This is a genomic window from Campylobacter majalis (assembly GCF_905120465.1).
Classification (GTDB): Bacteria; Campylobacterota; Campylobacteria; order Campylobacterales; family Campylobacteraceae; genus Campylobacter_A; species Campylobacter_A majalis.
Genome location: NZ_CAJHOF010000017.1, coordinates 14,341 through 38,447, shown reverse-complemented (window position 1 = coordinate 38,447; position 24,107 = coordinate 14,341). Strand labels below are relative to the sequence as shown.

Sequence of the window (24,107 nt, the reverse complement as noted above, 5' to 3'; positions counted from 1 at the left end):
TATGAAAAAAATACTATTACTTATCGGTTTTATTTGTTTTTTAAACGCCAAATATTCAGCTCAGGATATAGCAGATGGGCTAAAACAAGCAAGTGTGATTAGTAATATAGATAAAAGAGTGCTTTATACTATAGCAAAAATCGAAAGTGATTTTACGCCTTTAATTATTAGCTTTACTAGCAAAAATAAAGATCATAGCTATGAAAATTTAAAAAAGAGCGTTAGTAAGTATAAAGATAAATACCTTATATCATTTCGTGGGGATGAGAGTAGTTTAAAATTAGCACTAAAGGACTTAATAAATAAAGGCTATAAAGTTGATGCAGGGCTAATGCAGATAAATTCAGTAAATTTTAAAATCGATGAAATAGAGCAAATATTTGATATTAAATATAATATAGATAAATCAATAGCAGTTTTAAATATGTGTATTTTATTAAACAGTAATACAAAACAAGCTATTGAGTGCTATAACAAGGGTAAAAGAAGTAGATATACAAGTTATGATTATTATGAGAAATTTAAAAATAGTTATATCACGGCTTTTGTTAGAAATTCAAAATAGGAGGCTGTATGAAAAAATGGTTGGCATTTTTTATTTTTCTTTTATCGGCTCAAACCGCTTTTGCTTGCTTGTGTATTGGCGAGATTACACAAAGTTTTCAGAAGTATGAAGTAGAGCTAACAAAGGCTTTAAAAGCTCAACAAAAATCTTTAAAGAAGTTGCAGATGAATGTCGAGGATACAACATCAAAGCTTGATGAGCAAAATAAGCTTTTATCTGTTGAAAATAGAATTTTTAAGGATGAAATTTTAAAGCAACAAAAGTTAGTTTTTGAACTTACAAAGAAAATAAATTTAAGATAAGGATTTATTATGAAAAATAAGATTATTTTTTTAAGTGTTGTTTTAGCTATTAATTTGAATGCGATTAGTTTAGATAGCATAGTAAATAATGCGGCAAGCTCTTTATTTAATCAGCTTGACAAGCAATTTAATGGACTTTTAAAAGAGGGTGCAAATATTGCAGATCAATGCTATAGCACGAGTGATTTAAAATTTAGTAGCAATTTGGATTTATGTTCTTTGGCTGGAGAGTTGGATAAACTAAATTTAAATGTTTGTTCTTTGGTGGGCGGAAGTAAAAGTAAAAATATAGGTATAACTGGTGCAAAGTCTTTATGTAATAGTAAAGTAAGAGAATTCTCAGACTATGCAAGTAAGCAGGCAGGGGATTTTGCTGAATGGGTTTTGCTTGATAAAGAAGAAGGCGAAGAAGCAACAGATACTTTACCAAATGGGCAAAAGCCAAAAGAATACTTTAAAAATTGGGATGTATCCAGCGTTTTAAAATCAGATAAGAGTATGGTTAGCTCATATTTAAAAGATGGTAATATGAAAGCCGTTGGTATTATAATGGAATATGCTAAAAGCAATGGAGCTAATACTGATTTAAGCAAAATAAAAGTAGAAGATATAAAAGCACCAGCAAATTTGGAAAGCTATAATAAAGGCATTACCGAAAGTGTAAAAACATTTAAAAACGCTATAAAAGAGGCTAGTGCAAATCAAGTATCAAATGCCATAAAAACACTTTTATCACAAACCGATCAAAATAGTTTAGCTAAAAAAGCAAATGAACACGTGAATAAGGCAAAAAGTAATTTTGATGTAGCAAAGCAGATTGAGATTTCAAATGCTCTTGCAATCTCAAATCATAGAGAGATAGCAATACCAACTGATGAATATGTCCAAACTATGCGCAAAGATTTACGTCCATTACTTGTATCTCAAATTAGAAAACAACAGGCAATAGAAACGGCAATTATTGCAGATATTGAGGAAAAATATGCAAGGAAATATGAGGTTGCAAAGATTTTGGCAGATAAAGAGGTTGTGATGGCGTTGCAGTTTGATGAAGCTTCAGCAAAAGCAGAGATAGAAAAAATAGCAAATTCTGCTTCATCCAAGTAGTTTGTCAAAAAAAGCAATAAAATATAGTTTTTGAAATAACAAATTAAGTGAGAGAAAAATGGGTTTTTTTAGTAAAAAGGGACAACAAGCAAAAAGTGAGATAAAAAATGAAATTAGCAAATCAGAACATATAGAAAAGCCTAAATATAAGCCAAATTTAAACAACCCAAAGGAGACAATGGGGTTTAAATGTGAGCAATTTTTTGGCAAAAATTGGAAATTTGTGGGCAGTTTTATAGGTATTTCAATGCTAGTTATGGCATACCAAATAGGCGACATTAGCTCAAAAATGGATGAGCTTACAAAGGTTGTTTATGAAAATAATGGCAAAGTTGTTTTAACAACAACTGATGGTAGGGCTTTAAAAGTTGTTAAAGAACCTTTAAAAGCTGAATATTTAAAGCAATTTGCGGTTTCAACATTTGTAAATAATTTTATTGTTTCAAAATCCCAGCTTACAAATAATTTTGAAAAAATTCAGTTTTCTAATCCTAGTGAAGTGCTTGATAATGTTCCTAGTCTTAGAATGATACTTAAAAACTATATAGATACTCCGCAGGGGGCAGGCGATATAAAGGCTTATTCTACTTGGCTTATATCAGCAGTTGTAAATGATAAATTACCTGAGTATATAGCCTTAAAAGATTATAGTTTGGATAGGTATGAATATAATCAAAACAAATATGAACTTGAAATTTCGATCAAAGTTATAGCCCAGTCTTGGATAATTGCCAAAAATGAGTATGTAGCCCAAAATGGGGTTATAAAAATAAAGGCAAATGGAAGTTTTGATTTAGGTAAATCAAATGATATAAATCCTTATGGTATGCGTATTGATAGGCTTATTATAACACCGGTTATTAAAGCTTTTGTAAGAGGGTAATATGGAAAAAAATACAAACAAAATAGAAGAACTAAATGATAAGTTAGCAAATCTTGTATTAATGTTACAAAGGCAAAACCGAGATTTGCTAGAGGATACAAATCTTAATGCTATGCATATAAAACAGCTAAGAGAGAGATTTGAAAAAGCATATAATGGTTTAAATGGCGAGATCAGAAAGACAAATGAAAATTGTGATGAGTTTTCTCAAGGGCTTGAAGTTAAATTTAATGAGAATGGGAACAATAATTACTCAAATTTTATAAAAGAATTAATCAAAAATGATTTTACAGCTATACAAAACAATATTATAGAAGAACTAAGAAGAGAGCTTGGCTCAGGTAATGCTGTTAAAACATCTCCTAAAAGTTCAAATTTAACTTCAAATATCGCACTTATTTTATCGATTGTGAGTTTTATTTTTTTAATGATACTTAATTTTAAATTTAATTTATTTTTGCAGATTTTGGGGTAATTATATGAAAATTTTTAAGCTTATTGCGTCTCTTTTTTTATTTGTTGGTATTGCAAATGCGGAGATGACCGATGAAGAGAGAGAAGTTTTTGTTAGCAATGATAGGGTGGTTGAAAGTGGTGGTTGTGAATGGAAGTGCCGAGAAACAAAAGAGCCGTACAAAACAAGGATTATTGGTTTTGATATAGCAAATGGAGAGACTTTTTGTAAAGTCTATAAAGATACAGATTATAATACATATTTAAAATTTAATGCTTCAAAAATTAATAAGGCTTGTGTAAAAGAAATAGCAGACATAAGTAAAAATATAATGAATTCCACAAATGGGCTTAAAGAGGTTTATACAAAAACAAACATACAGACAAATTCTGTTATGCAAGCAAATACAAGTGATACAAGCCTTACTTTTACTAGGTTTTTAGCTTCTTTTTTAACACTAAATCCAAATATTATTGATAGAGAAGCTACGGAAAAGGTCGGTGAATTAACACTAAAAGACGGCATAACCACTTTTAGTGTCTTAAATTTCGCAAAAGAAAAAGATGAGAACATAAATAGGGGTTTTTGGGAAAGGATAAAAAGAGGCGATGTTACTGGCTTGGGAGAGCGAGTTGAGGAGTGGATGAACCGATCATATAATAAAAAACTAAGAGAAAAATCACAAAGTTTATCAAGTGTTGATTTTACGCAAACATCTGTCGCAGATGGCTTTAATAAAAATAATATGGCATATTTTTCAAACCTATTTTTAGCAAATGAAAAGATTTATCAGCATTTACAAATTTTGATATTTATATTGGTTGGTGGATTTTTTGTAAGTAGAATAGGTACAGAAAAAATTCAAGTATATTTAGAAAATAGGGGTGAAAGCTCAGGCAAACAGCCGTATTTGCATAAATTTTATATTCCTATTATTATGGTAGGCACATTTTTTATGCCTATACCTGAGGCAAATAATTTAGCTCACTCAACAATAGTGCAAAATATAATTAGATACTTTGCTGTTGAAAGCACGAGAGTAGCGGACATAGCTAGTGCAACGATAAATAAAGTTTATTTAGAAAAGATATATAAAAGTTTAGGCATTCTTAGTCCAAGTGGTATTGATGTATTGGTGGAGAAACAAGCAAAAGCAAAATATACATACGAACAAATAAATAAAATTTATGAAAATACTTGTAAAATAAGATTTCCAGAGGCATATAATGCTCCTACTCTTGAGTATATAAGTAGCCTTACGGAAGAAGATAAGAAAAAATTACAAGAAAAAGATAGGCAGGATTTTACTAATGCTAGTGGCTCAGAATATGACATTACTCTTGAGGCTTGTATATTACTTGAAGTTACAGCGTTAAATGCTAGAAATGAAGAGAAAAAACAAAAACAACATTTAGATGGCGTAATTAAGGCATTTGATAAAACTGAAATGCAAAGTAGAATAAACGCATTAGATGGCTATTTTTCTTTAAGAGAACAACAGCTAGGTTGGCTTAATTCTATTTTGACTCCTACTAGTAGTATAGCCTCAGAGATTATTATGTTTGCAAACGATAGAGTCAATGAATATGATCTAAAAGAAACTACAAGAGCAAATACCAACAATGCACTTGAAGCAGTAAGCAAAGGACACGCACAAAATGCCAGCGAGGATGAAATAAATGATAGTTGGCTTGCAATGCTTGGTGGTCAACTTGTATATATGACTTTGCCCGGTGCGACAGCTATAAAAGAATTTGTAAAAGATAACTCTACTAAAATTAACACATTGGTTGGTGGAATAGTTGGAACTGGTGCAACACCGATTGGTAGTATGCTTGGTAGTGTAGTTGGATATTTTGTTGGAACGATAGGAGGCGGTATGGCTTCTTATGCTACTGCGATTTATTTAATGCACAAAATGCTTTCATATTTGCCTTTGGTTGTGTGTGCTACGGCTAGTGCAATAGCCTTTGTATCGTATTTGGTTTCACTATGTAAATACTTTTATATATCTCCATTTGTAGTTGCTTTTGCCCTTACTACAAAAAAGATGGAAAAAATAGTAGAATTTTTAGTAAGTGGTATAGCTATATTCTTAAAACCAGTCTTGATAGTATTATTTATAGGGCTTGCATTATTTATATATACTTTGGTTGATGAAGTATATTTATTTTTGGCAACAGAGCAGTTTAGTGGTATAAAAACCGATATTTTCAGTCCTATGATTAATTTTACCATTGGTTCAGTTTCAGGTATGCTTGAAATTTTTGCAAAACTTGCTTCTGTTTATGTTATGTGGAAACTAATTATTTCAGGACCAGCTTGGGTATTGTCTTTGGTTGGAGTTGATGGAAAGCAAGATGATATGATTTCACAAGGTATAGAAAATAATTTAGCTAAGAAGGCATTTGTGGCATAAAACTAAAATTGCAGATAAGAAAAGAGATAAAAAGTAAATAATATTTTTTTTATAAATTATAAAAAAAATATTGACATAAATTTCTAAAAATGATATAATTTTATAAAATTACAAAAAAGGATAAAAAATGAAAAAAATTTTTAGCAGTATCGCAGTCTTTGGACTTTTAGCAAGTGTAGCTAATGCAGATGTATTTTCAAATAGAGATTGCAATGATCCAGTTAAAATCAATGCCTTAAAAACATACTATAAAGATTTTGAAAAAAATCAAGGTAAGCCTGCTCCAACATTTGAAGGAGTTAAATTTAAGATGTCAAGCAATGTTTTGCCGTTTTACTTTGTTAAGTATCTAAAAGTTAATAAAGAAGATGGGTATATTTGCAGAAAAGATAAACAAGGAATGATTTATGCGGGAGATGAATTTACAGTTATAAAATTCGATGGAAAAGTTTATATCTTTGATAAAGGATATGAGTTTGGGGAGTATGGTAGTAGTGGTGTTTATAAATTGGGTAATTTTATTAAAAAACACGGAGTTATTTTGAAATAGAGCTAAATGGAACGGATATATAATAAATAAATGAAAGGCAAGACAATGAGAAATTTGGGTGTAAAAATAGTTATGGACGAGGATAAAATTTTAAGAGAAAATAAATACACGCTTGATGAAATTTATCATAACATAGATGAGTTGGCAAAGTCGGCTGAAATGATAAAGCAAGATAAATTTACATATTTAGCCCCTAAAAATGAAGATATGTTATCTTGTATGGGTATTTTTATATTAAATAGGCTTACAAAAAAAGAGTGGTTCACGAAAAATGTAAAAGAATGGGATTGGCTAGAAAATGGTAATATCACTCTTGACTTAATTAAAAAAAGCAAAGAATATGGCAAAGGTGTTTGGGAATAATGATTAGTGATGAACCGCATAGAAAAAGTATAAATTTTGACTTCGATACAAAAAAGCTAGAAGAGCTTACAGGAAGTAAGACCAAAGCTTACTATCAAATAGAAAAATTTATGCTTGAAAATGGCTTTATACATAGGCAAGGCTCAGGCTATCTGTCAAAAGAGACGCTTCAAGATTATGATATTTTTGCGTTAATTGAAAAAATGGTTTATAAATTTGAGTGGTTTTATGAGTGCTACAAAAAATTTGATGTAGCAAGATATTATGATGATGAAGCTTTAACCTACGATAGATTGATTAGCAGTGTATATGAAGAAAAACAAAATAATGAAATAAACCAGGCTTTAAGCAATACTACAAATGTTGATTGCGACAATAATCAAGATAACGCACAAGAAAAACAAAGTAAAGTTAGAAAGCGAAGATAAATAATGTTGGATATTTTTGTAGGAAGTTTTGTTTTATTATGATAATACGCAAAATTTAATCAGCTCTTTATCTCTTATAGGGTTTTTTATAATCATATTATGCTTAAATTTTATGTTTAGCCGATTTTCAAATCTTCTTGAGTTCCTTACATTCAGCTTCAATAAGAAGCATTATAGCATATTAATTGAAGTATATGTATATTTTTTATATAAATAATAAAAAAAATATTGACAAACTTATATTATTTTGCTATAATACTAATATTATATTTATATAGTATTAGTGTAGTATAAATTCTAAAATAATACAACAAAGGAGAGTTTGTGATAGTTTCAGTTATTAACGAAAAGGGCGGTAGCGGAAAAACAACATTAGCCATTAACTTGGCTTTTAAAATGGCTAGCGATGGATTGGATATTATGTTAATAGATGCTGATCCACAAAAAAGCATAGAAGTTGTGCTAGATTACAGAGTAAATAATGGACTTGATCTGCCTTTTAACTCTGTTTCAAAAACTGGCGACAGCTTAGCAATGGAAGCAAGAAGCTTATCAACGAAATACGATAGTATTGTTATAGATACTGGTGGTAGAGATAGCAAAGAAATGAGACAAGCTTTAATAGTTAGTGATATTGTTTTAATCCCTACTATCATAACAAGCGGCTTCGATCAAGCTGTATTAAATAAAATGCTGGATTTAGTGGGTGAAATTTCAATAACTAATCAAAAACTAAAAGCCTTGATTATAAATAACAGAGCTTCAACAAATCCTATGCTTCAAACAAAAAATGAAAAATATACGGAGTTTTTGAGAGAGGTTGAATTGCCTAGCAATATTAAATTGGCTCAAACAATCTTGCACGAAAGAGAAATTTATAAAAATGTTATTTTTGATGGTAAAAGCGTAATTGAATTAGATGGCGATAATAAAGCTAAAGACGAGATCAACTCTTTATATAAAGAGCTTTTAGAATTCGCAAAAAATTAAAGGAGATGCAATGAGTGAGAACAATCCGTTCAAAAGTAAAAAAACAGACAAAATGGCGAATATTCAAGCACAACTTAGCGAGGAAGAACAGAATTTTATCAATAAAAATGTTGATGAGCCTATAAAAAAGGAAAAAAATAAGAAAATTTTCATAAACATAGCTATTAGTGAGGAGTTAAAAAAGACGATAGAGCAATATGCGAATAGTATAGATCGATCTCAGCAATGGGTTACTAGACAAGCATTAACAGAATGGTTTTCTGATAAATAAATATAGATATAGGTTACATTTTGTAACCTATTAAGTCAGGTTTAAAACAAAACTTATTTTTTTAATGTATTCTTTACTCAACTTTTTTATAAGGAGAACAAAATGGCTACATATACAGAGCTTATGCAAACCGAGTTGGGAAAAGAAATGCTTAAATCGCAAGAGAGAGCAAATAAAATTCCTATGAATAAACACACAAACCCAATAGGTGAAGAGATTTTTAACTCTTGGAATCCATATAAGTTAAAAGAAAAATTTCCTTTTGCTGAAGTTATTGCGAAAGCCTATGATGAGATGGTGGATAAAGTTATCCCAAAAGATACTATTTTATCTACTCGTTTTACTAATTGGATCATAAAAGAAAAAAATGAGCTTATGGTCGATAGCAAAATTAATAGAGACAATTACTTTAAAGAACAAACAGATTTTACTACTGGCGAAGTTCAAAAAAACTATGGTGCAAATTTGGTGCAGGTAAAAATAAAGTATCTTAGTAAAGAGCTTGAAAAGCTTGAAAAATCTTTCAAAACGCATATACAAAACAATCCTGATATAGCGTTTGCGAATAAAGAAGAACTTGGTAAGTGGCAAGAATACTATGAAATACAGCTTGAAAATGTTAAAAACAACATAGAGATTGGCAATTTTAGTGCATACGATAAAAAAGAGGGCGAAAAGGTTGTAGAGGCTGGAACTTTTGAAGATGCTCAAAAGCACGAAAGCAACATAGAAGCTAAAATAAAGCAAGTTGATGCAGCAACGGCTGAGTTGGAGTTAAGAACTGCTAAGAAAGAAGCAGACAAGGTTGAAATAGAAAATATACCTGACTATACTCAAAGACGAAGACAGCAATAAAAAATAGCCGACTTTATGTCGGCTAAAATAAAATTTTAGCAGGTATTTTTTATGAATGATAACTTCAAAACTCTTTTAGCAATACAACAAAATGGCAAATTTTATGGAACTTTAATTGAAAACTATGATTTTTCTATTGAAAAAATCAAAGGTTTTCACGATGAAATTTTTTATAGCTCCTTGCGTTATAATAGCGATTTCAAGGAGGAATTAGAAAGAAATTTTAAAGAGAGTATAAAGATACAAATAGAGGCTTTTGGTGGTATTGAAGTTTTTAGCGAGAGTATAGATGAATATATTCCACAAATAGAAGCGAGAGTTATAGTTGATATAGATAAAAATGAAATTTTAATATATAGTAAAGAAAAAGATATCATTATTTCAGAAAAAGGAGTTATCAATGAACGAGATTCTAACAGCGTTGGCGAAAGAGCAGGTAATATCTCAGAATCAAGCAAGAATGCTAGAAGAAATAGAGAGCGAGAATTTGAACGAGAGCCTAGTGCAGATTATAACGAGCAACGCAACATCGGCACAGAACAAAGAGCTGGAAAAACAAATAACAGCCAAAATGTGGGAGATAGTAGGAGATTTAGCAAAGAATTCACCAAGCAATACCCAAATTCAGGACAAGAGCCTGAAAATGAGCCTAAAACAAATAACACAACAAATTCAGAATATTCAAGCGGATTATCGCAGAGAGTTTTACAACAACAGAATACTCTCGGTATTGAAAGAGAGTTATCAGATACAGAATTTACAAGAATTGACATTAGAACAAGAATTAATGATTTGCTTGGATCAGAACTTGCAAATAAAATTATTTCAGATTTTATCTCAACTCTTAATGGAACAAGAGCTAGAGAAGATAGAGCTGACCCAAAAGAACAAAACGAGTCAGAGTCTGGCACAATCGATAGAGATAATAGAGAATTTGGATATAGAACAGATGATAAATCAGAACGAGAGTATTCAGGAGATGATCTTGAGAGCCAAGAACAATTCGGAGACGCAAGAGGAGATGTTGGACGAAATAGAGAATATTCAACAGACAGCCAAGAGCGAGATAGTAGAGCAGATGAATACGATAGTGGAGAGTTTGCAGGAGAATACATTGCAGATAGCACAAAACTGGGAGAATCTAACTCAGACGACACTAGAGGAATTAGAATCGATAACTCAGGGCAAGAGCAATTTACAATTAATATCGAACAATCAAATAACGCAATCGATGATACAAATAGGCAAGGAGATAATGAGCAATTTGCCAATGTCGACTTATCCACTATTGGTAGTGAAATTTCTAATTCAACAGCAGAACAAGAATACAATAATGAGAGTGATAGAACAGAAAATAATGTCGGCGACACAGGCATTTTTGAATTTTATAACACAGCTGGATATGATGGAGATAGAAAGACAGAAGATAAAGACAGAAGCGATGAATCTAACTCAAATCAATCCGACAATCAAATTGCCAAAGCAGTGGATGGACAACTAAGCTTAGATGAAAGTGAAAATATAGAACAGCAAAAAGGTTATTTTAAGACCTTTTTGTCTTATCAATTTTTAACAAAATACGAAGCCCAAAGTTATAAGGGATTATTTGATAACTTTGATATAACTAGCAAAAAAGAACGAATTGAGGCAAATTACGAAGCTTTAAAAACAACTCAAATTATCTTAAATGATAAAAATAGACCATATCCAGTGGCTACACCTGAAGAGCAAATAACTCTTGCCAAATTTAGTGGATATGGTGGTTTAAAAGAGCTTTTTGTAGAGGATAGGTTTTTAAGCCAAAGAAGTGAGCTTAAAGAGCTTGTAGGAGAGAAAAACTATACTGAACTAAGCCAAACTACCGATAATGCCTATTATACGCCTGATGAGCTTATAAAACAAATGTATTTTGGCTTAGATGAATTAGGGGTAGGTAAGAAAGAAAAAATTTATGCCTTAGAGCCTAGTTGTGGTATAGGTAAATTTATATCATTGGCACCTGATAATTTTGAATTTGAAGCTATCGAAAAAGATACTATAACTGCTACAATAGCAAAACTACTACACCCAAATGTCAAAATTTACAATGCTGGCTTGGAAAATGTAGATACTTATAGAGAGTATGATGTTGTAATAGGAAATCCACCTTTTGGACAAGATACCATACGTGATTATAAAAGTCGTGGAAATAATCAAAGCATACATAATTATTTTGCAATTAAAGCTAGCGAGTTAGTTAAAGAGGGTGGTATTGTCAATTTTGTTACGAGCTCATATTTTTTAGATAGTCAAACAAGCATTCACCGCTCTATTATGAGTGAAAATGGAAATTTTATATCTGCTTTTAGATTGCCTAGTCTTGTTTTTAGACATACAGATGTATTGACAGATGTATTTTATTACAATAAACTAAGTGAAGAAGAGAAAGAGGAAAGATTAAAATTTAAAAAATATGATTTATTGCTTTTAAGCTCAAATGAAGTTAGAAATTTTAGCAATGGTCAAAAGATTAATTTAAATGAATATTATGATAACAATCCTGAAAATATGATTGGACAGCCAAGCGTTAGAACAAATCAATTTGGAGAATATATTTTATCGCTAAAAGCAAAACTAGATGATGAATGGTCTAATCAACTAAGAGATAGAATACAAGATACGCATAGTTATAAAGATAAGCTTTTTAAACTCAATGAACCAAATTATACAACCATTACAGATATACCTTACGGTTCAATGTCCGAAAGTCAATTTAATTATGTCAATTCTCTTAAAAATGGTAATTTATTTGAGTTTGATGATAAATTTTATGTAAAAGATAGTGATAATGTTTGTCACGAGGCTTATTTTGAAGATGAATTATCAATAGACAAGATTGATTTAGTAGCAAAAAATGACATTATCGAAACTAAAAAACAAAATTTTATTTTTAAAAGCTATTTAAATCACGCAGAATTTAAACTTTGCCAAAAAATCGTAGCATTTAGAGATTTACTAAAAGAGGTTTTAGACGATGAGAAAACTAAACCAAATAGCGATGATGATAATTTTATTATAGATACCAAAAAACAAAGATTGCGTAATATAAGAGACGAAATTTTAAAAGATACAAAGACAAAATTTTTAAATTCAAATCCAAGACATAAGAAAGATAGTAATGGCAAAATAACAATGCATAATCTACAAAGCATTATAGATCTTGACGGTATTGATAGCTTTAGGATATATGCTACCGAAAATGAAGTAAAAGATAAAAAAGGTAATAAAACTTATGTTTTAAGTGATATTTTATTAAAACGTGTTTTGTTTGCAAAAGAGATTAGCACCGCAAATAATCCAGTTGAAGCACTTGCGAAATCAATAAATGACTATGGTAGGTTTAATATAGAAGCTATGAAAGAGTATTTGCCTAATATAAGCATTAATGAAATTTTAACTGAGCTAACTCAAAAAAAATTGATTTTTAAAAGCTTAACTGGAAATGGTTATGAGCTTGCAAGCGAGTTTCTAAGTGGTAATGTTAAGCAAAAGCACACAGCGATAATAGATATGATTAAGAATAAAAAAAGCTTCGATGATATTTCGTTGCCATTGCAAGATGTTGCGAATGAGCTTGAGGCATATTTTGCACCACGTGTAAGCTATCAAGATTTAGAGATAAATTTTGGTTCAAATTATGTTGATATTGAAAATTATGAAAATTTTATAAGAGATACTTTCTTTTATAATCCTAATAAGATAATGGTTAAAATAGACTATTTTCAGGGAACTTATATAATAGACGAGTTTCAAACTATTGATGGGGAATTAGTAAAAAGCTCCGATATGAACGATAATGCCATTAATATCATAGTGAAAAATGAAGAAGGAAATGTTAAATTTGATACTCGCAAGATGTTAGAGCTTGTTATAAATAATCAAAGCTTAGAAGTTAAGAGAACAATAGAGAAACCAGACGGCACAAAAAAGACAATAATCGAAATAGCTCCCACAAAACAAGCTATGGATAATGCAGATGTAATTAGAGATTTATTTGAGAGTTATTGCTTTAATAATGAACAAGTAAGAGAAAGCATAGAGGAGAGTTACAATAATAAAATCAATGTCTTTGCCGGTAAAGTTTTTCAATTTGATGAATATTTAAAATTCGATAACCTAAATAAGGATATAACTCTCCGTCCACATCAAAAAGATGTTGTTTATAAAGGTATTATGAAAAACTCCCTTTTATTGGATCATCAGGTGGGAGCAGGTAAAACATTGGCAAGTATTGCTATTGCTATGGAGCAAAAACGTATGGGAATTATAAAAAAGGCTCTTATTTTAGTTCCAAATCACCTAACACGTCAATGGGCTGACGAATTTTTACGTGCTTATCCTAGCGCTAATATACTTGTAGGCGATAAAATCAATAGTAGAAAAGCAAGAAAGGAATTTTTATATAAAGCTAGATATGGCGAATTTGATGCCGTAATTATGAAACACTCTACATTTGAAAATATGAATGTAATGCAAAGCTATCAAAAAGAAATCATAGAAAAAGAGATCGAAAACATAGAAAAAATGGTTAGTAATAAAAAGGGTGCTAGGCTTACGCAAAAAGACGAAAATAACTTTGAATTGTATCTTAATAAACAAATAGTAAAACTAAAAAATAAGCTTGAAAAGAAAGCAAAAGGTAAGAAATTTGATAATGAAATAGCTTTTGAAGATTTGGGTATAGACGCTTTATTTGTAGATGAGGCACATACATTTAAAAATCTTTACATCAGCACAAATTTACAAGGCGTAAAAGGCTTACCATTAACTGATAGCGATAGGGCTATGAAAATGCTATGTGCTACAAGGTATTGCATAAGTAACAATTATAAGCTATATTTTATGACTGGAACCCCAGTAAGTAATTCAATTAGTGAATTTTATATTATGCAAAACTACTTGCAACCAGAAGTTTTAAGTGAACTTGGACTTAGTTTTTTTGATGATTGGCAAAAGGCTTTTACAAAAGTTACATTGGGAGAAGAGCTTGATAGCACTGGTGTTAATTATAAAATTGTTCCACGCCTAGCTAAATTTATAAATGTGCCTGAGCTTATGAATATTTATAAGCAAAACGTAGATATTATCACAAATGAGGATATCGAAAATAAAATAGGTAGATTTGTTCCAAGTATAAAGGGTGGAACTCCTACAAATGTAATTATCCCTAGAAGCGATGAAGTAGCAAATTTTATAGGCGTCGAGGATGAAAACGGTAATTATAATAAAGGTTCGATAATTTATAGAATGGATCACCTGGATAGTAGTAAAAAAACCGAAAATGTATTAAGTTTAACAACAGAGGCACGCAAAGCAGCACTTGATTATAGGCTTATAAATCCACAAAGTAAGCTGTCAGGGGAAACAAAAATAAGTAGGCTAGTAGAAAGAGCAGTAGCACATTATAAAGATGAAAACTATCCAAAAGGCACTCAGTTAATATTTTGTGATATGGGCGTTTCAAAGCAAAATAGTCAAAAAATAAATGTTGAAGAACAGAGCTTAAGTGAGTATAAATCCATAGAGATAATAGCACAAGAGCTTAGCTTGGATTTGGTAGTAAATGATGATGGCGAGGAGTTGTATGTAAAATATCAACAAAACTCAGATGGTGCAAAGACAAATAAGATTCTCAAAGAATATACCATAGAAGAACTCATAAGCGAACAGGGAGATAAATTTGATGTATATGCTGAAATTTTAAAAGAGCTAGTAAAAGCAGGTATTTCTCAAAAAGAGATAGCATTTATAGGAGATGCGAATACTGATCTAGCAAAGCAAGCTTTATTTGAGAAGATGAATGCAGGTGAGATTAGATTTTTAATTGGCTCAACATCAAAAATGGGAGCTGGGACAAATGTGCAACGTTTGGGCGTGGCTATGCACGAACTTGATTGTCCGTGGCGACCTTGTGATTTACAGCAAAGGCTAGGGCGATTTATAAGACAAGGCAACTATTGGTTTGAAAAAGATAAGAATTTTGAAATGTCTGTGTATAGATATGCAACAGAACAGACATATGACGCTAGAATGTTTCAAGTTAATGAGCAAAAACTAAAGCCACTAGCACAGATCAAAAAAGGTAATTTTAGTGATGGCATTAGAGTGTTTGATAGTATAGACGCAGAAGTTGCAAATATTGCAGAGATGAAAGCTTTTGCAACTGGAAATATGTTTGTTTTAGAGAAACATCGTATCTCGAACTTTTTGCAGACAGAAGATAGGCTTTTTAGAAACCATAAAAATGCAATTTTAACAAATCAAAAGAATCTAAAAACAAATCAAGCCTATCTGAACGAGCTTAAAGAGGAAACTAAATTTTTACAAAATATTGTAAATATAAAAATTAATGAAAATGAAAACTACTCCATAAAAGCTTTTGGAATAGAAACAACAAGAAGAGCCAAAAATAAAGATGATGAATTGGATTTTAAAGCCAAAAAAGACAAAATTTTAGACCTTTTGTATAATTTTACAAGAAAGCAGGAAGAACAAGAGCTTGAAATTTTAGAACTAAAAGGCATAACGCTAACATTGCAATCAAGAAAATCAGGTTTTGATGATGGTATAACTTATATCAACGGATTTTTAAGTGATGGGGATGGCAATACCTTTTCTCCACAAAATCTAATATATTCAAAGCAAAAAAATTCTTTATTTGTTGAGATTAGCTATGAGGGCTTGCTTCAAAAAATAGAAAATGTTATAAAAAATTCAGAAAACATTTTTTCTCATCGAAATAAAGTTTTAAGAGAAACTGAGGATAAAATAAAGCTATACTCAAGATTTTTAGAAAACAACGCTTCCGATAGTCTGGAAGATTATAATAGAGGCGTACTACTAAAAGTCTTAAAACAAGATTTAAAGAATATAGAAGAAATTTTTAGAATACGTAATGAAAAAAGAAAAGAGAGTATTCTGATAAATGATTTTAGCGATCATAATATAGCTCATCTTGCACCACAATATTCTAAATTCTTAAATAAAAATGGCAAATTAGAACCAAAAGAGATTGTGAATGATATTAAAGATACTGAGGTTATATCTTTGGACGAACCTATCCTAGAAATACAACAAGATCAAGCACAAGAATCAAAGCAAGAACAGCAAAGCAAACAAGAAGAGGCTATGCAAACACAAGAAAAGCTACTTGTACTTGATGAAATTACAGCTGAAAATAAAATTGAGCCATTAAAAATAAATTTAAAAGATTTTAATAGTAATGATATAGCTGATAAAATAGATATTATGTTTGAAAATATGCAAATTATGGAAAATTCAAAAGATAAAAGAGCTAAAAATATATTAAGCTCCAAAAAATTTTAAAAAATATTCCACAAAAAGCAATATTTTTGTTATAATTAATAAAAAAATTATTGATATAGGAGACCAGCGTGTTAAAGTTAAATATCTATGGTGTAAATTTCTTAGAGCAAAACATTAATAGCATTTCAAAAAGAGGAGTGTTTGATGCACTAAAGATATTTTGGAATGGAGATGATAGAAGCTATATCGATTACCTAGAGTCAATAGGGATTGATTATTTTCATAATCTCAGTAATCTGTATTCGCTAAATCAAAATTTAAATGAGGATATAGAAAAACTAAAATACGCAATAAGCAAACAAAACACTGGCAATTTTGATTTTAAAGCTGTTTCGCTCTTTACTAATAAAAATTTACCGCCTATTCAGGATAGCCAATATTTAAGTTTAACTATCGATTTAAGGGAAATACAAGACCGCTCAAAGATAGATGATATAAAAGACGTTTTTTTAACAACTCCAAGTGTATCGCTAGTCGATTTTAAAGAGATAGGAGAAAATAGCCTAACTCTTATTTTTCATAGGCGTGGAGCATTAAAATATTGCGATGAATATGTGCTAAATATGTCAAAGGAAAATATACAGCTTTTAGAAAATTTCAAGACTGCAAAAGATAATAACTTTATACTAACAAGATTTTTGCTTGATATGTCGCATAAATTAAAAGAGCTAGGTGTAGATGAAGTGTTTGGTTATACTTACGAACAAGGCTCACAAACTAAAGAAATTTCAAAAAGTATTGATGAAATCATATCTTGGGGTGGTTTGAGTATGATTGAAAAAGAACAGAGAAAAGCTTTAGAACGCCAAAATGATGATATATTAAAAAATGCAAAAGAGATAGCAAAAAGTGAGATAAAAGAGGAAAGAGACAGCAAAAGAGATTCTTTGCCAAAAGATTCAACTATTCAAATTTTACAGACCGAAAAACAACCTCCAAAGGTTTTTAACCTTGCTTCGATGGCTGAAGTAGTTAAAACTACAACAGACAATAATACACGTGAAGAAACACCGAAAATTAATATAGATAAAATCATAGAGGATAGTTTTACTCTATATACACAAAAAGAGTTTGAAAAGACAAAAATGAGGTTGGAAAAAGCTCAAAGTGATGCTAAGGAAGCTTATGTTGATTTAAAAAATAATCTAAATAATGGCTTATCAATTAATGAAGCTTTAAAAAATATTACTCAAAAATATAGAAACGAGGATACTATAAATTTTGCCTCACTACTCTTTACTAAGGATATTTTAAATTTAAAAATTAAAGAGCAAGAAATAAATGAATTAAAAAATGAGTTAAGTATATCCAAAAAGGCAGAAAATGAACTTTTAGAGCAAATTACAAAGCGAGAAGAGACCATTTCAAAACAAAAAGGCACTATACAATTAAAAGTCAATGAAATGACACAACTTAGGGAAGATTTTGAAAAAGAGTTAAAAGTGTTAAGAGAGGCGGATAATAAGCTTCAAATTTTAAATAAATACTCAGAAGAGCAAGAACAAATAATAGCTGATTTAGATAACGACAATAATGATCTCAATGAGCAATTGCAAGCCGAAAAGCAAAATAATACAAGCTTAAGAGCTAAAAGCGAATATTTACAAAACATAATTAAAGAAAAAAGCGATAGAATCACAATTTTAGAGCAAGAGGTAAAGGATGGCTATAAAGATAAAATCGAAATAGAAAGACTTAAAACAAATCTTGAAATACAAGTACAAAAAAGCGAACTTTTAGAGCAAGAAGCCAAAAAAGTATTTTTGGCAGAAAATCAAATATTTAAGCTGGAATTAGAAAATAAAAGTTTAAAAGAGCGAGAAAAGATTTTGCAAGATCAAATCGATTTTCTTAAAACACAATTAGATAAGCAACAAAACAGTCCAGTCTCTGATGATCATCAAAAGCAGAAGCAACAAAGAAGTAAAGATATTTTAAGCTAATTATGTTACAAAAAGCTAGAAGTGCAAATTCAAAAAGTTTTTTGAGAGAACTAGAATTTGCACTTATTATTATATCCGATGACAATGTTAGAAGTTATTTTTTGCAAAAATTAGCAGAAGTTTTTGCAAAGAGAAAAAAACCAGACCAGCTTTTTACTGGTGAAAAAGCTATAAAAAAAGAAATTTTAGCATATCTTAATCAAAAAGGTGAGATTAGGACAGCTAATGTTTGGTGTAGAAATATAGATATTAACATTAAGGATATTCAAGAACTAAATGCCGTTTTGTTCAATAAGCTATTAACTGCTAAAGCAGAGGGTATTTTAGAAATTCACTTGCAGGATAGGGAAATAAACTCTCCGCATGTTCAATTTGTAGGAACTAACGCTCATATAGCAGAGCAGATTATCGCACAAGTTTTGGTAGATTTTGGTTATGAATCCAGTATTGAAAGTGCAATAGGTAGAAAAGATGAGTTTATTCCATACTATGAGATAGATGAAAGTGCAAGAACTGCCAAGCTAGATGATATGATTGAGTATGTAGAACAAAAAGAAAAAAGAGAATTTGAAGCTTATAGTGAAAAATTTGATAAAGAAAGTAAAAAAACACAAGAACTACTACAAAAAATCAAAGAACGGACACAGAGCCTTAAAAAATCTATTCAAAGCAGTGATGAACTATTTAAACAAGATATTGCCAATCGTCGAAATAAACTTCGTCGCATAAGAAGAAGAATATTTAAACGTAAATAATATTTTTTTTATAATTAATAAAAAAAATATTGACAAAACTATAAAAATATTATATACTTGTAAAAACAAATTTTATCTAGTGGGTATAAAATGCAAAATGGTATAAAGACCTTAGAGAGTAAGCGAAAAAAAACTATAAAACTATATGACCATACGCAAGAAATTATCAATAATGAGACTGGCGAAGTTACTAGAACCATTAATTCATTCACAAAAGAAGCAAACACAAAAGATGAGTTTGTTAAACTTTATCTTGAAAATATAAATTTTCTACAAAGCCTAACAAATGCAGAGCTGAAAATCTTATTATATGCAATTAAAAGAATTGATTACACGAACTCTTTTTCTTTTTCATCAAATTTTATAGGTTATTTTACAGAGAATAAGATATTAAGCAAGTCAGCAGTATATAAAAATTTTAAATCTTTAACAGAAAAAAATGTGTTTGCAGAAGCAACAAAAGAAGCTAAAAAAGAGCTTGAATTATATGGTAATGATATATATTTTATAAATCCTGATATTGTTAGCAAAGGTAGTTTTTTGCAACTTAAAGAGCTAAAAAGAACCATAGTTCAAACCTTTGATTTTCAAAATCTTACAATGAAACAAGAGTTGATTACTGAAAATAAATATGATGAATTTGATAACATTAAGAATAATAGTAAAGATTATGAAATCAAAAAAATAGTCCATAGCAAACAAGATCGGGAAACAGAAACCGAATTTATTATAGGCAAAAAAGAGGGAAATATCATAGATATTCAAGTAGAGGAAGAGCCAAATTTATTTAATAGTATCAATGAAGAAGAGCCGAAAAAGAATATTTTAATAAGCAACAAAAAGAATAATAGCAAGATAGAGAACTTAAAATTAGAGGTACAAAAGTCAGAAATAGAACTTGAAAAAGCCAATTTAAACAAAATGAAAGATAAGATATCTCAATTAGAATTTGATTTTCTCCTAGCTGAAATTAAGATGAAAGAAGCTAAAATAAATTTAAATTTGGAATTATTAAAAAATGAGGAAACATATAATGAATGACTTAAAAGAGCAATATATAAATGATTTAAAGGTATATTTGGATACCAATACCAGTGTAAATTTAATGTTAGCTATTTTAGATGAAGTGGATGAAAATAATAAAGTCATACTTACGAAACCAACAAAAGAAAAGATATCAAAACGAGCCAATATAAGTTTAGAAACCATAAATAGTCTTATAACAAAACTTATATCAAAAGGGCTTATAAAACGCATATCTAGCAAAATATCCAAAGAGGCAATTTATATCTTGGATATTGAAATATTTGGCAAAAAGAAGTGGGATAAAATAAAAACTATTAATATGCATATAGAATATGATTTGGTAGAGAATAAGAAAAATAAAAAAATACAAATAGAATATAAAACAGAGGAGAAGGAATGAATTTGTTTGCCGAATTAACCCCAAAAGTCGGGGGGGGGGGGTGAAGATAACCTTACTCTAAACAATACCTTTGAAGATCAACTGATAAACTACTGGTTTGTTGCCAAAGATGTTTCTTACTATAATGATAAAAAATTTCTATTAAAAAAATTAGAAGAAATTTTGAGATTTAAACTAAAGCACAATAGTGGATATGAACTTTGTATCTTACCTGAAATTTCACAGATTAGAGAATTCTTATCAAGCGTGGATGGCACAAAATATATACTTGTATCAAACACAAAACCACCAGAAGAATTTGCTGATCTTTTTATAATACAAACACTACCAAATAAACACGGATTTTTAACATCTCAACAAAAATTTGCAAAGACAAGTGAGGCACAAGCATTAGAAGCAGAGCTCGGTTTGTCTGTTATCGATAGTCCTTTTACTCTTAAGGACATAGGTGGTGCAAAGCCCCTTAAAGACTATACGGCACAACTTATAAATGCAGAAAAGCACGGATACAAAGCCAAAGGTATTTTTTTAGTAGGCATACCGGGAACGGGGAAAACTTTTTTCCCAAAATGTTTTGCAGGAGAACTAAAACGCAAGCTAATAGCCTTAAATTTATCTCAAATAATGGATAGTGATGAGCCGATTAGTAAGATAAATGAGATTTTTAGCTACCTAGACGCAAGAAATAAGATATATCCTGATGAAAAATTTGTTATTTTAATCGATGAGATTGAAAAAATGATAGGCAATACTTCTCCAAAAGAGAAACAAATGCTAGGACGATTACTTACGGTATTAAATGATATGCACACATCAGCTTGCGAATATGTCTTTAATGCAATATTTTTCGCAACAGCAAACGATCTAGGAAGCATACTTGATAATAACCCTGAGTTTTTACGTAGAGGGCGTTGGGACGAATTGTTTTTTATATCACTTCCAACGCACGAATACGCAAAAGAGATGTTTGAGATTTATATACGCAAATTTAAACTAGATTTTATGCTTGAAATAGTAAGTCTTGATAAGATTTTTGCACTTATAGAAAATCTTTATCAAAAAGATAATCCGATACCAAATAAATTTCCATACACACCTGCTGAGATTGAAAACTTTTGCAAGAGAATAGATTTTTTAAAAAAAGCAAAGGGCGATGATTTTAGTGAAAGTGATATAAAAAATTGTGTTGCGATGATAATACCACTTGGCAAATCGGCAAAAGATGGTATTAATAAAATGGCTGGGCAAAAAGAGCTTTTTATAGAAATTTAAAAGGATAAGCAATGAGAGTCAATGATTATTTTGAGTTTTATAAACAGCATAAAAAGACAAAGTTAAAAATCAAAAAATTTAGCCTTATTGATAGAAAGTTATCAATTATTAGCTACTTCAAAAAGCACAAAAAAGAGCTTATCAATAATATAAACTATATGTATTTTGATAGTGATGAGGATTATTTAATGCAAGTATATAGCTCAAATGAGGCAAATTTAGTTTTTATTAACACAAGACTAAGTAATGTGTTGCCAAAAAATAGAAACTTTGAAACCAAAAAAGAGTATGAAAACTATCTTACTATATGTGCAACTTTTTGTGTTTTACTCAATCAAGATATAAAACTTATAAGTCTTGATGATACTAGAATATCAATATTTATTAGAGATTTTTTAAAAGATTTAACATATCAAATTTACTATAACGATGTGTTTGACTTAAATTTGCAAGACATTGTTACCGATAATTTTACTCTAAAAATGATATATCGATATGGATACGATTTTTTATTTAACATATTTTTGGCGTTTGATGAAAATAGGATAGATGATAAACAAGTCGTCTCTATTTTTGAAAATGATGCTTTATATGAAAATAGCTTAAGAGAAATATATAACAACTTTTTGCCAAGTATAAAAGGTTTTTAAAATGCAAAATATAGATGAAAATAAATATATTTGGATACCGATGAAAGCTTATTGTAAGATAAAAAATATTACACGCAAGACTTGTTGGCAACAAAGAAAAGATGGAAAAATCATAGCCAAAGTCGATGCAGGAAAGAAAGTTTTTATTGCTATAGAAAAAAATAGTTGTTTTATAAACAATAAAAATGAGTATTTTATATTCAGCTCTCAGTTTGAAAAATAGGTTACAAATTGTAACCTATTAAGCTAATTTTAAAGCATAAAAATATTTTTTGTTGTATTTTTGATAGAGTAATTTTAAAAACAAGGAAACATTATGTCATCTATATCAACAATAGAAGAATACGTTTTAGCCTTTGCAAAATATGCAAAAGATTCAGACGATGATAGCATAAAACAAATCGGCGAAAGTATGCTTTTGTTTTTTGAGGCGAACAAAAATAAAGTAGATTTAAATACCGAAAATGCCTTTATGGATTTATATTATCAGGAAATGATTGACAGAACGCCAAATGAAAATGAAAGTATTGTAAGACTATTAAACTATCAAATTTTTTTAGAATTTACAAAATGCTATGATAATCTAAAAAGTAATATTTTAAATGAGGATGAAGCCACAAAAGAATTTAAGGAGCAGATGGAAAATATAAAAAGTCTTGAGAAAACTTTTACAAGCTTACAAGACGAACTCAATCAAAACTCAAATTTAAAAAATAAAAAAGAACAATTAGAACTTGAGATAAAAGGTCTTGAAAGTGGCTTTTTGGAGCCTGAACCCATAAAATACAATGATTTGTTTGATGGATACGAACTAAAAATACAACCAAAAGAGATGATTGATTTTATTAATAATAAAGAACAAATAGAATTTCCTTTTAATAGTCAAGATACACTAAAAAATCCTAGTTTTATGAAGTCTTTTTATATGCAAACTCTTGCAATGAGTAATAATGAAATACAAAAGCTGATAAACCAAGTAAAAGAAAAAAATCATATTTTAGAGCAAGAGATAAATGCTTTTAAAAATGAAAAAACGGCACTTTTATTAAAATTGAGTCAAACTTTATCAGAAAATAATACCCTTACTTCAATAAAATACAACCAAGAAGAAGCAATAAGCGAAAGTATCGTATCGGAAATCAGCGAAGAAAAACAAACAGAGGTTAAAAATGAGAAAAAAGAAGATCAATCGCTTAATTATGATTATGATGATTATAGCTTATTAGATAATCCAATTCAAAACCAAAGCTCATCTAGTTGGCAAGATGATATGCTTCAAGCACAGCAAGATATCCAAACACATAAACAAAGATATAGAAAATGATAGCATTTGAAAAACAATACGCACAAAAGCAAAGTATAAATTATTTTTTGGCTACAAAGTTAAATTTATTTATTTTGCTAGCAATCTATTTCTTTAGTGATAATTTAATGAATCTTTTCTTAATTTATCCAACTTTTGTCCTTTTGGCGTATAGGTTTTTTTACGATAAAACCAAACTGGATAAT

The 24,107-nt window shown here is 29.7% G+C and carries 21 protein-coding genes; all 21 read left to right on the top strand.

From position 1 onward, the window contains the following. Window position 1 precedes the first annotated feature (1 nt). Entirely contained in the window at window positions 2-565 is a 564-nt protein-coding gene (locus LQU93_RS08135) for a transglycosylase SLT domain-containing protein (protein WP_229933386.1), read from the top strand. An 8-nt stretch (window positions 566-573) separates the two neighbouring features. Beyond that, window positions 574-867, top strand: a complete 294-nt coding sequence (locus LQU93_RS08130) for a hypothetical protein (protein ID WP_229933385.1) — start codon at window positions 574-576, stop codon at window positions 865-867. A 9-nt stretch (window positions 868-876) separates the two neighbouring features. Beyond that, complete coding sequence (locus LQU93_RS08125) at window positions 877-1,974, top strand: hypothetical protein (protein WP_229933384.1); 1,098 nt, start codon at window positions 877-879, stop codon at window positions 1,972-1,974. Window positions 1,975-2,032: 58 nt separating this feature from the next. Continuing rightward, on the top strand, window positions 2,033-2,857 hold the full coding sequence (locus LQU93_RS08120) for a hypothetical protein (RefSeq protein WP_229933383.1): 825 nt from the start codon (window positions 2,033-2,035) through the stop codon (window positions 2,855-2,857). 1 nt (window position 2,858) lies between these two features. Then, entirely contained in the window at window positions 2,859-3,332 is a 474-nt protein-coding gene (locus LQU93_RS08115) for a hypothetical protein (protein WP_229933382.1), read from the top strand. Between the two features lie 4 nt (window positions 3,333-3,336). After that, window positions 3,337-5,730, top strand: coding sequence for a hypothetical protein (locus LQU93_RS08110; RefSeq protein ID WP_229933381.1), 2,394 nt, complete (start codon window positions 3,337-3,339; stop codon window positions 5,728-5,730). Between the two features lie 127 nt (window positions 5,731-5,857). Continuing rightward, window positions 5,858-6,280: a hypothetical protein gene (locus LQU93_RS08105; protein WP_229933380.1), complete on the top strand. Its 423-nt coding sequence runs from the start codon at window positions 5,858-5,860 to the stop codon at window positions 6,278-6,280. Window positions 6,281-6,325: 45 nt separating this feature from the next. Further along, window positions 6,326-6,643, top strand: a complete 318-nt coding sequence (locus tag LQU93_RS08100) for a hypothetical protein (RefSeq protein ID WP_229933379.1) — start codon at window positions 6,326-6,328, stop codon at window positions 6,641-6,643. Beyond that, window positions 6,643-7,071: a virulence associated protein D gene (locus LQU93_RS08095; protein ID WP_229933378.1), complete on the top strand. Its 429-nt coding sequence runs from the start codon at window positions 6,643-6,645 to the stop codon at window positions 7,069-7,071. The genes LQU93_RS08100 and LQU93_RS08095 overlap by 1 nt, the downstream gene beginning before the upstream one ends. Before the next feature lie 324 nt (window positions 7,072-7,395). Then, a complete protein-coding gene (locus LQU93_RS08090; protein ID WP_229933377.1) occupies window positions 7,396-8,061 on the top strand; it encodes an AAA family ATPase in 666 nt (221 codons plus the stop codon). A 10-nt stretch (window positions 8,062-8,071) separates the two neighbouring features. After that, entirely contained in the window at window positions 8,072-8,332 is a 261-nt protein-coding gene (locus tag LQU93_RS08085; protein WP_229933376.1) for a ribbon-helix-helix domain-containing protein, read from the top strand. A gap of 102 nt (window positions 8,333-8,434) precedes the next feature. Further along, window positions 8,435-9,187 carry a hypothetical protein gene (locus tag LQU93_RS08080; protein ID WP_229933375.1) on the top strand — a complete coding sequence of 251 codons (753 nt, stop codon included), beginning with the start codon at window positions 8,435-8,437 and terminating at the stop codon, window positions 9,185-9,187. A gap of 51 nt (window positions 9,188-9,238) precedes the next feature. Beyond that, the gene (locus LQU93_RS08075; RefSeq protein WP_229933374.1) at window positions 9,239-16,552 is read left to right on the top strand and encodes an SNF2-related protein; all 7,314 of its coding nucleotides are present in this window, start codon (window positions 9,239-9,241) and stop codon (window positions 16,550-16,552) included. 68 nt (window positions 16,553-16,620) lie between these two features. Next, window positions 16,621-18,495: a coiled-coil domain-containing protein gene (locus tag LQU93_RS08070; protein WP_229933373.1), complete on the top strand. Its 1,875-nt coding sequence runs from the start codon at window positions 16,621-16,623 to the stop codon at window positions 18,493-18,495. 2 nt (window positions 18,496-18,497) lie between these two features. Beyond that, complete coding sequence (locus tag LQU93_RS08065) at window positions 18,498-19,250, top strand: hypothetical protein (protein WP_229933372.1); 753 nt, start codon at window positions 18,498-18,500, stop codon at window positions 19,248-19,250. A gap of 90 nt (window positions 19,251-19,340) precedes the next feature. Beyond that, entirely contained in the window at window positions 19,341-20,291 is a 951-nt protein-coding gene (locus tag LQU93_RS08060; RefSeq protein WP_229933371.1) for a hypothetical protein, read from the top strand. Then, window positions 20,284-20,676 carry a replication/maintenance protein RepL gene (locus LQU93_RS08055; RefSeq protein WP_229933370.1) on the top strand — a complete coding sequence of 131 codons (393 nt, stop codon included), beginning with the start codon at window positions 20,284-20,286 and terminating at the stop codon, window positions 20,674-20,676. The genes LQU93_RS08060 and LQU93_RS08055 overlap by 8 nt, the downstream gene beginning before the upstream one ends. 162 nt (window positions 20,677-20,838) lie before the next feature. Beyond that, complete coding sequence (locus LQU93_RS08050; RefSeq protein ID WP_229933369.1) at window positions 20,839-21,948, top strand: AAA family ATPase; 1,110 nt, start codon at window positions 20,839-20,841, stop codon at window positions 21,946-21,948. Between the two features lie 11 nt (window positions 21,949-21,959). After that, window positions 21,960-22,598 carry a hypothetical protein gene (locus LQU93_RS08045; protein WP_229933368.1) on the top strand — a complete coding sequence of 213 codons (639 nt, stop codon included), beginning with the start codon at window positions 21,960-21,962 and terminating at the stop codon, window positions 22,596-22,598. A gap of 1 nt (window position 22,599) precedes the next feature. Next, window positions 22,600-22,821: a hypothetical protein gene (locus tag LQU93_RS08040; protein WP_229933367.1), complete on the top strand. Its 222-nt coding sequence runs from the start codon at window positions 22,600-22,602 to the stop codon at window positions 22,819-22,821. Between the two features lie 93 nt (window positions 22,822-22,914). Then, the gene (locus tag LQU93_RS08035) at window positions 22,915-23,922 is read left to right on the top strand and encodes a hypothetical protein (protein WP_229933366.1); all 1,008 of its coding nucleotides are present in this window, start codon (window positions 22,915-22,917) and stop codon (window positions 23,920-23,922) included. Window positions 23,923-24,107 lie beyond the last annotated feature (185 nt).

Excerpts from the sequence above, each read along its gene's own strand:
- LQU93_RS08075 (WP_229933374.1), top strand. The coding sequence starts at position 9,239 with ATGAATGATAACTTCAAAACTCTTTTAGCAATACAACAAAATGGCAAA.
- LQU93_RS08135 (WP_229933386.1), top strand. The coding sequence starts at position 2 with ATGAAAAAAATACTATTACTTATCGGTTTTATTTGTTTTTTAAACGCC.
- LQU93_RS08035 (WP_229933366.1), top strand. The coding sequence starts at position 22,915 with ATGTCATCTATATCAACAATAGAAGAATACGTTTTAGCCTTTGCAAAA.
- LQU93_RS08105 (WP_229933380.1), top strand. The coding sequence starts at position 5,858 with ATGAAAAAAATTTTTAGCAGTATCGCAGTCTTTGGACTTTTAGCAAGT.
- LQU93_RS08120 (WP_229933383.1), top strand. The coding sequence starts at position 2,033 with ATGGGTTTTTTTAGTAAAAAGGGACAACAAGCAAAAAGTGAGATAAAA.
- LQU93_RS08115 (WP_229933382.1), top strand. The coding sequence starts at position 2,859 with ATGGAAAAAAATACAAACAAAATAGAAGAACTAAATGATAAGTTAGCA.
- LQU93_RS08085 (WP_229933376.1), top strand. The coding sequence starts at position 8,072 with ATGAGTGAGAACAATCCGTTCAAAAGTAAAAAAACAGACAAAATGGCG.
- LQU93_RS08065 (WP_229933372.1), top strand. The coding sequence starts at position 18,498 with ATGTTACAAAAAGCTAGAAGTGCAAATTCAAAAAGTTTTTTGAGAGAA.
- LQU93_RS08040 (WP_229933367.1), top strand. The coding sequence starts at position 22,600 with ATGCAAAATATAGATGAAAATAAATATATTTGGATACCGATGAAAGCT.
- LQU93_RS08095 (WP_229933378.1), top strand. The coding sequence starts at position 6,643 with ATGATTAGTGATGAACCGCATAGAAAAAGTATAAATTTTGACTTCGAT.
- LQU93_RS08060 (WP_229933371.1), top strand. The coding sequence starts at position 19,341 with ATGCAAAATGGTATAAAGACCTTAGAGAGTAAGCGAAAAAAAACTATA.
- LQU93_RS08045 (WP_229933368.1), top strand. The coding sequence starts at position 21,960 with ATGAGAGTCAATGATTATTTTGAGTTTTATAAACAGCATAAAAAGACA.
- LQU93_RS08100 (WP_229933379.1), top strand. The coding sequence starts at position 6,326 with ATGAGAAATTTGGGTGTAAAAATAGTTATGGACGAGGATAAAATTTTA.
- LQU93_RS08125 (WP_229933384.1), top strand. The coding sequence starts at position 877 with ATGAAAAATAAGATTATTTTTTTAAGTGTTGTTTTAGCTATTAATTTG.
- LQU93_RS08110 (WP_229933381.1), top strand. The coding sequence starts at position 3,337 with ATGAAAATTTTTAAGCTTATTGCGTCTCTTTTTTTATTTGTTGGTATT.
- LQU93_RS08130 (WP_229933385.1), top strand. The coding sequence starts at position 574 with ATGAAAAAATGGTTGGCATTTTTTATTTTTCTTTTATCGGCTCAAACC.
- LQU93_RS08080 (WP_229933375.1), top strand. The coding sequence starts at position 8,435 with ATGGCTACATATACAGAGCTTATGCAAACCGAGTTGGGAAAAGAAATG.
- LQU93_RS08055 (WP_229933370.1), top strand. The coding sequence starts at position 20,284 with ATGAATGACTTAAAAGAGCAATATATAAATGATTTAAAGGTATATTTG.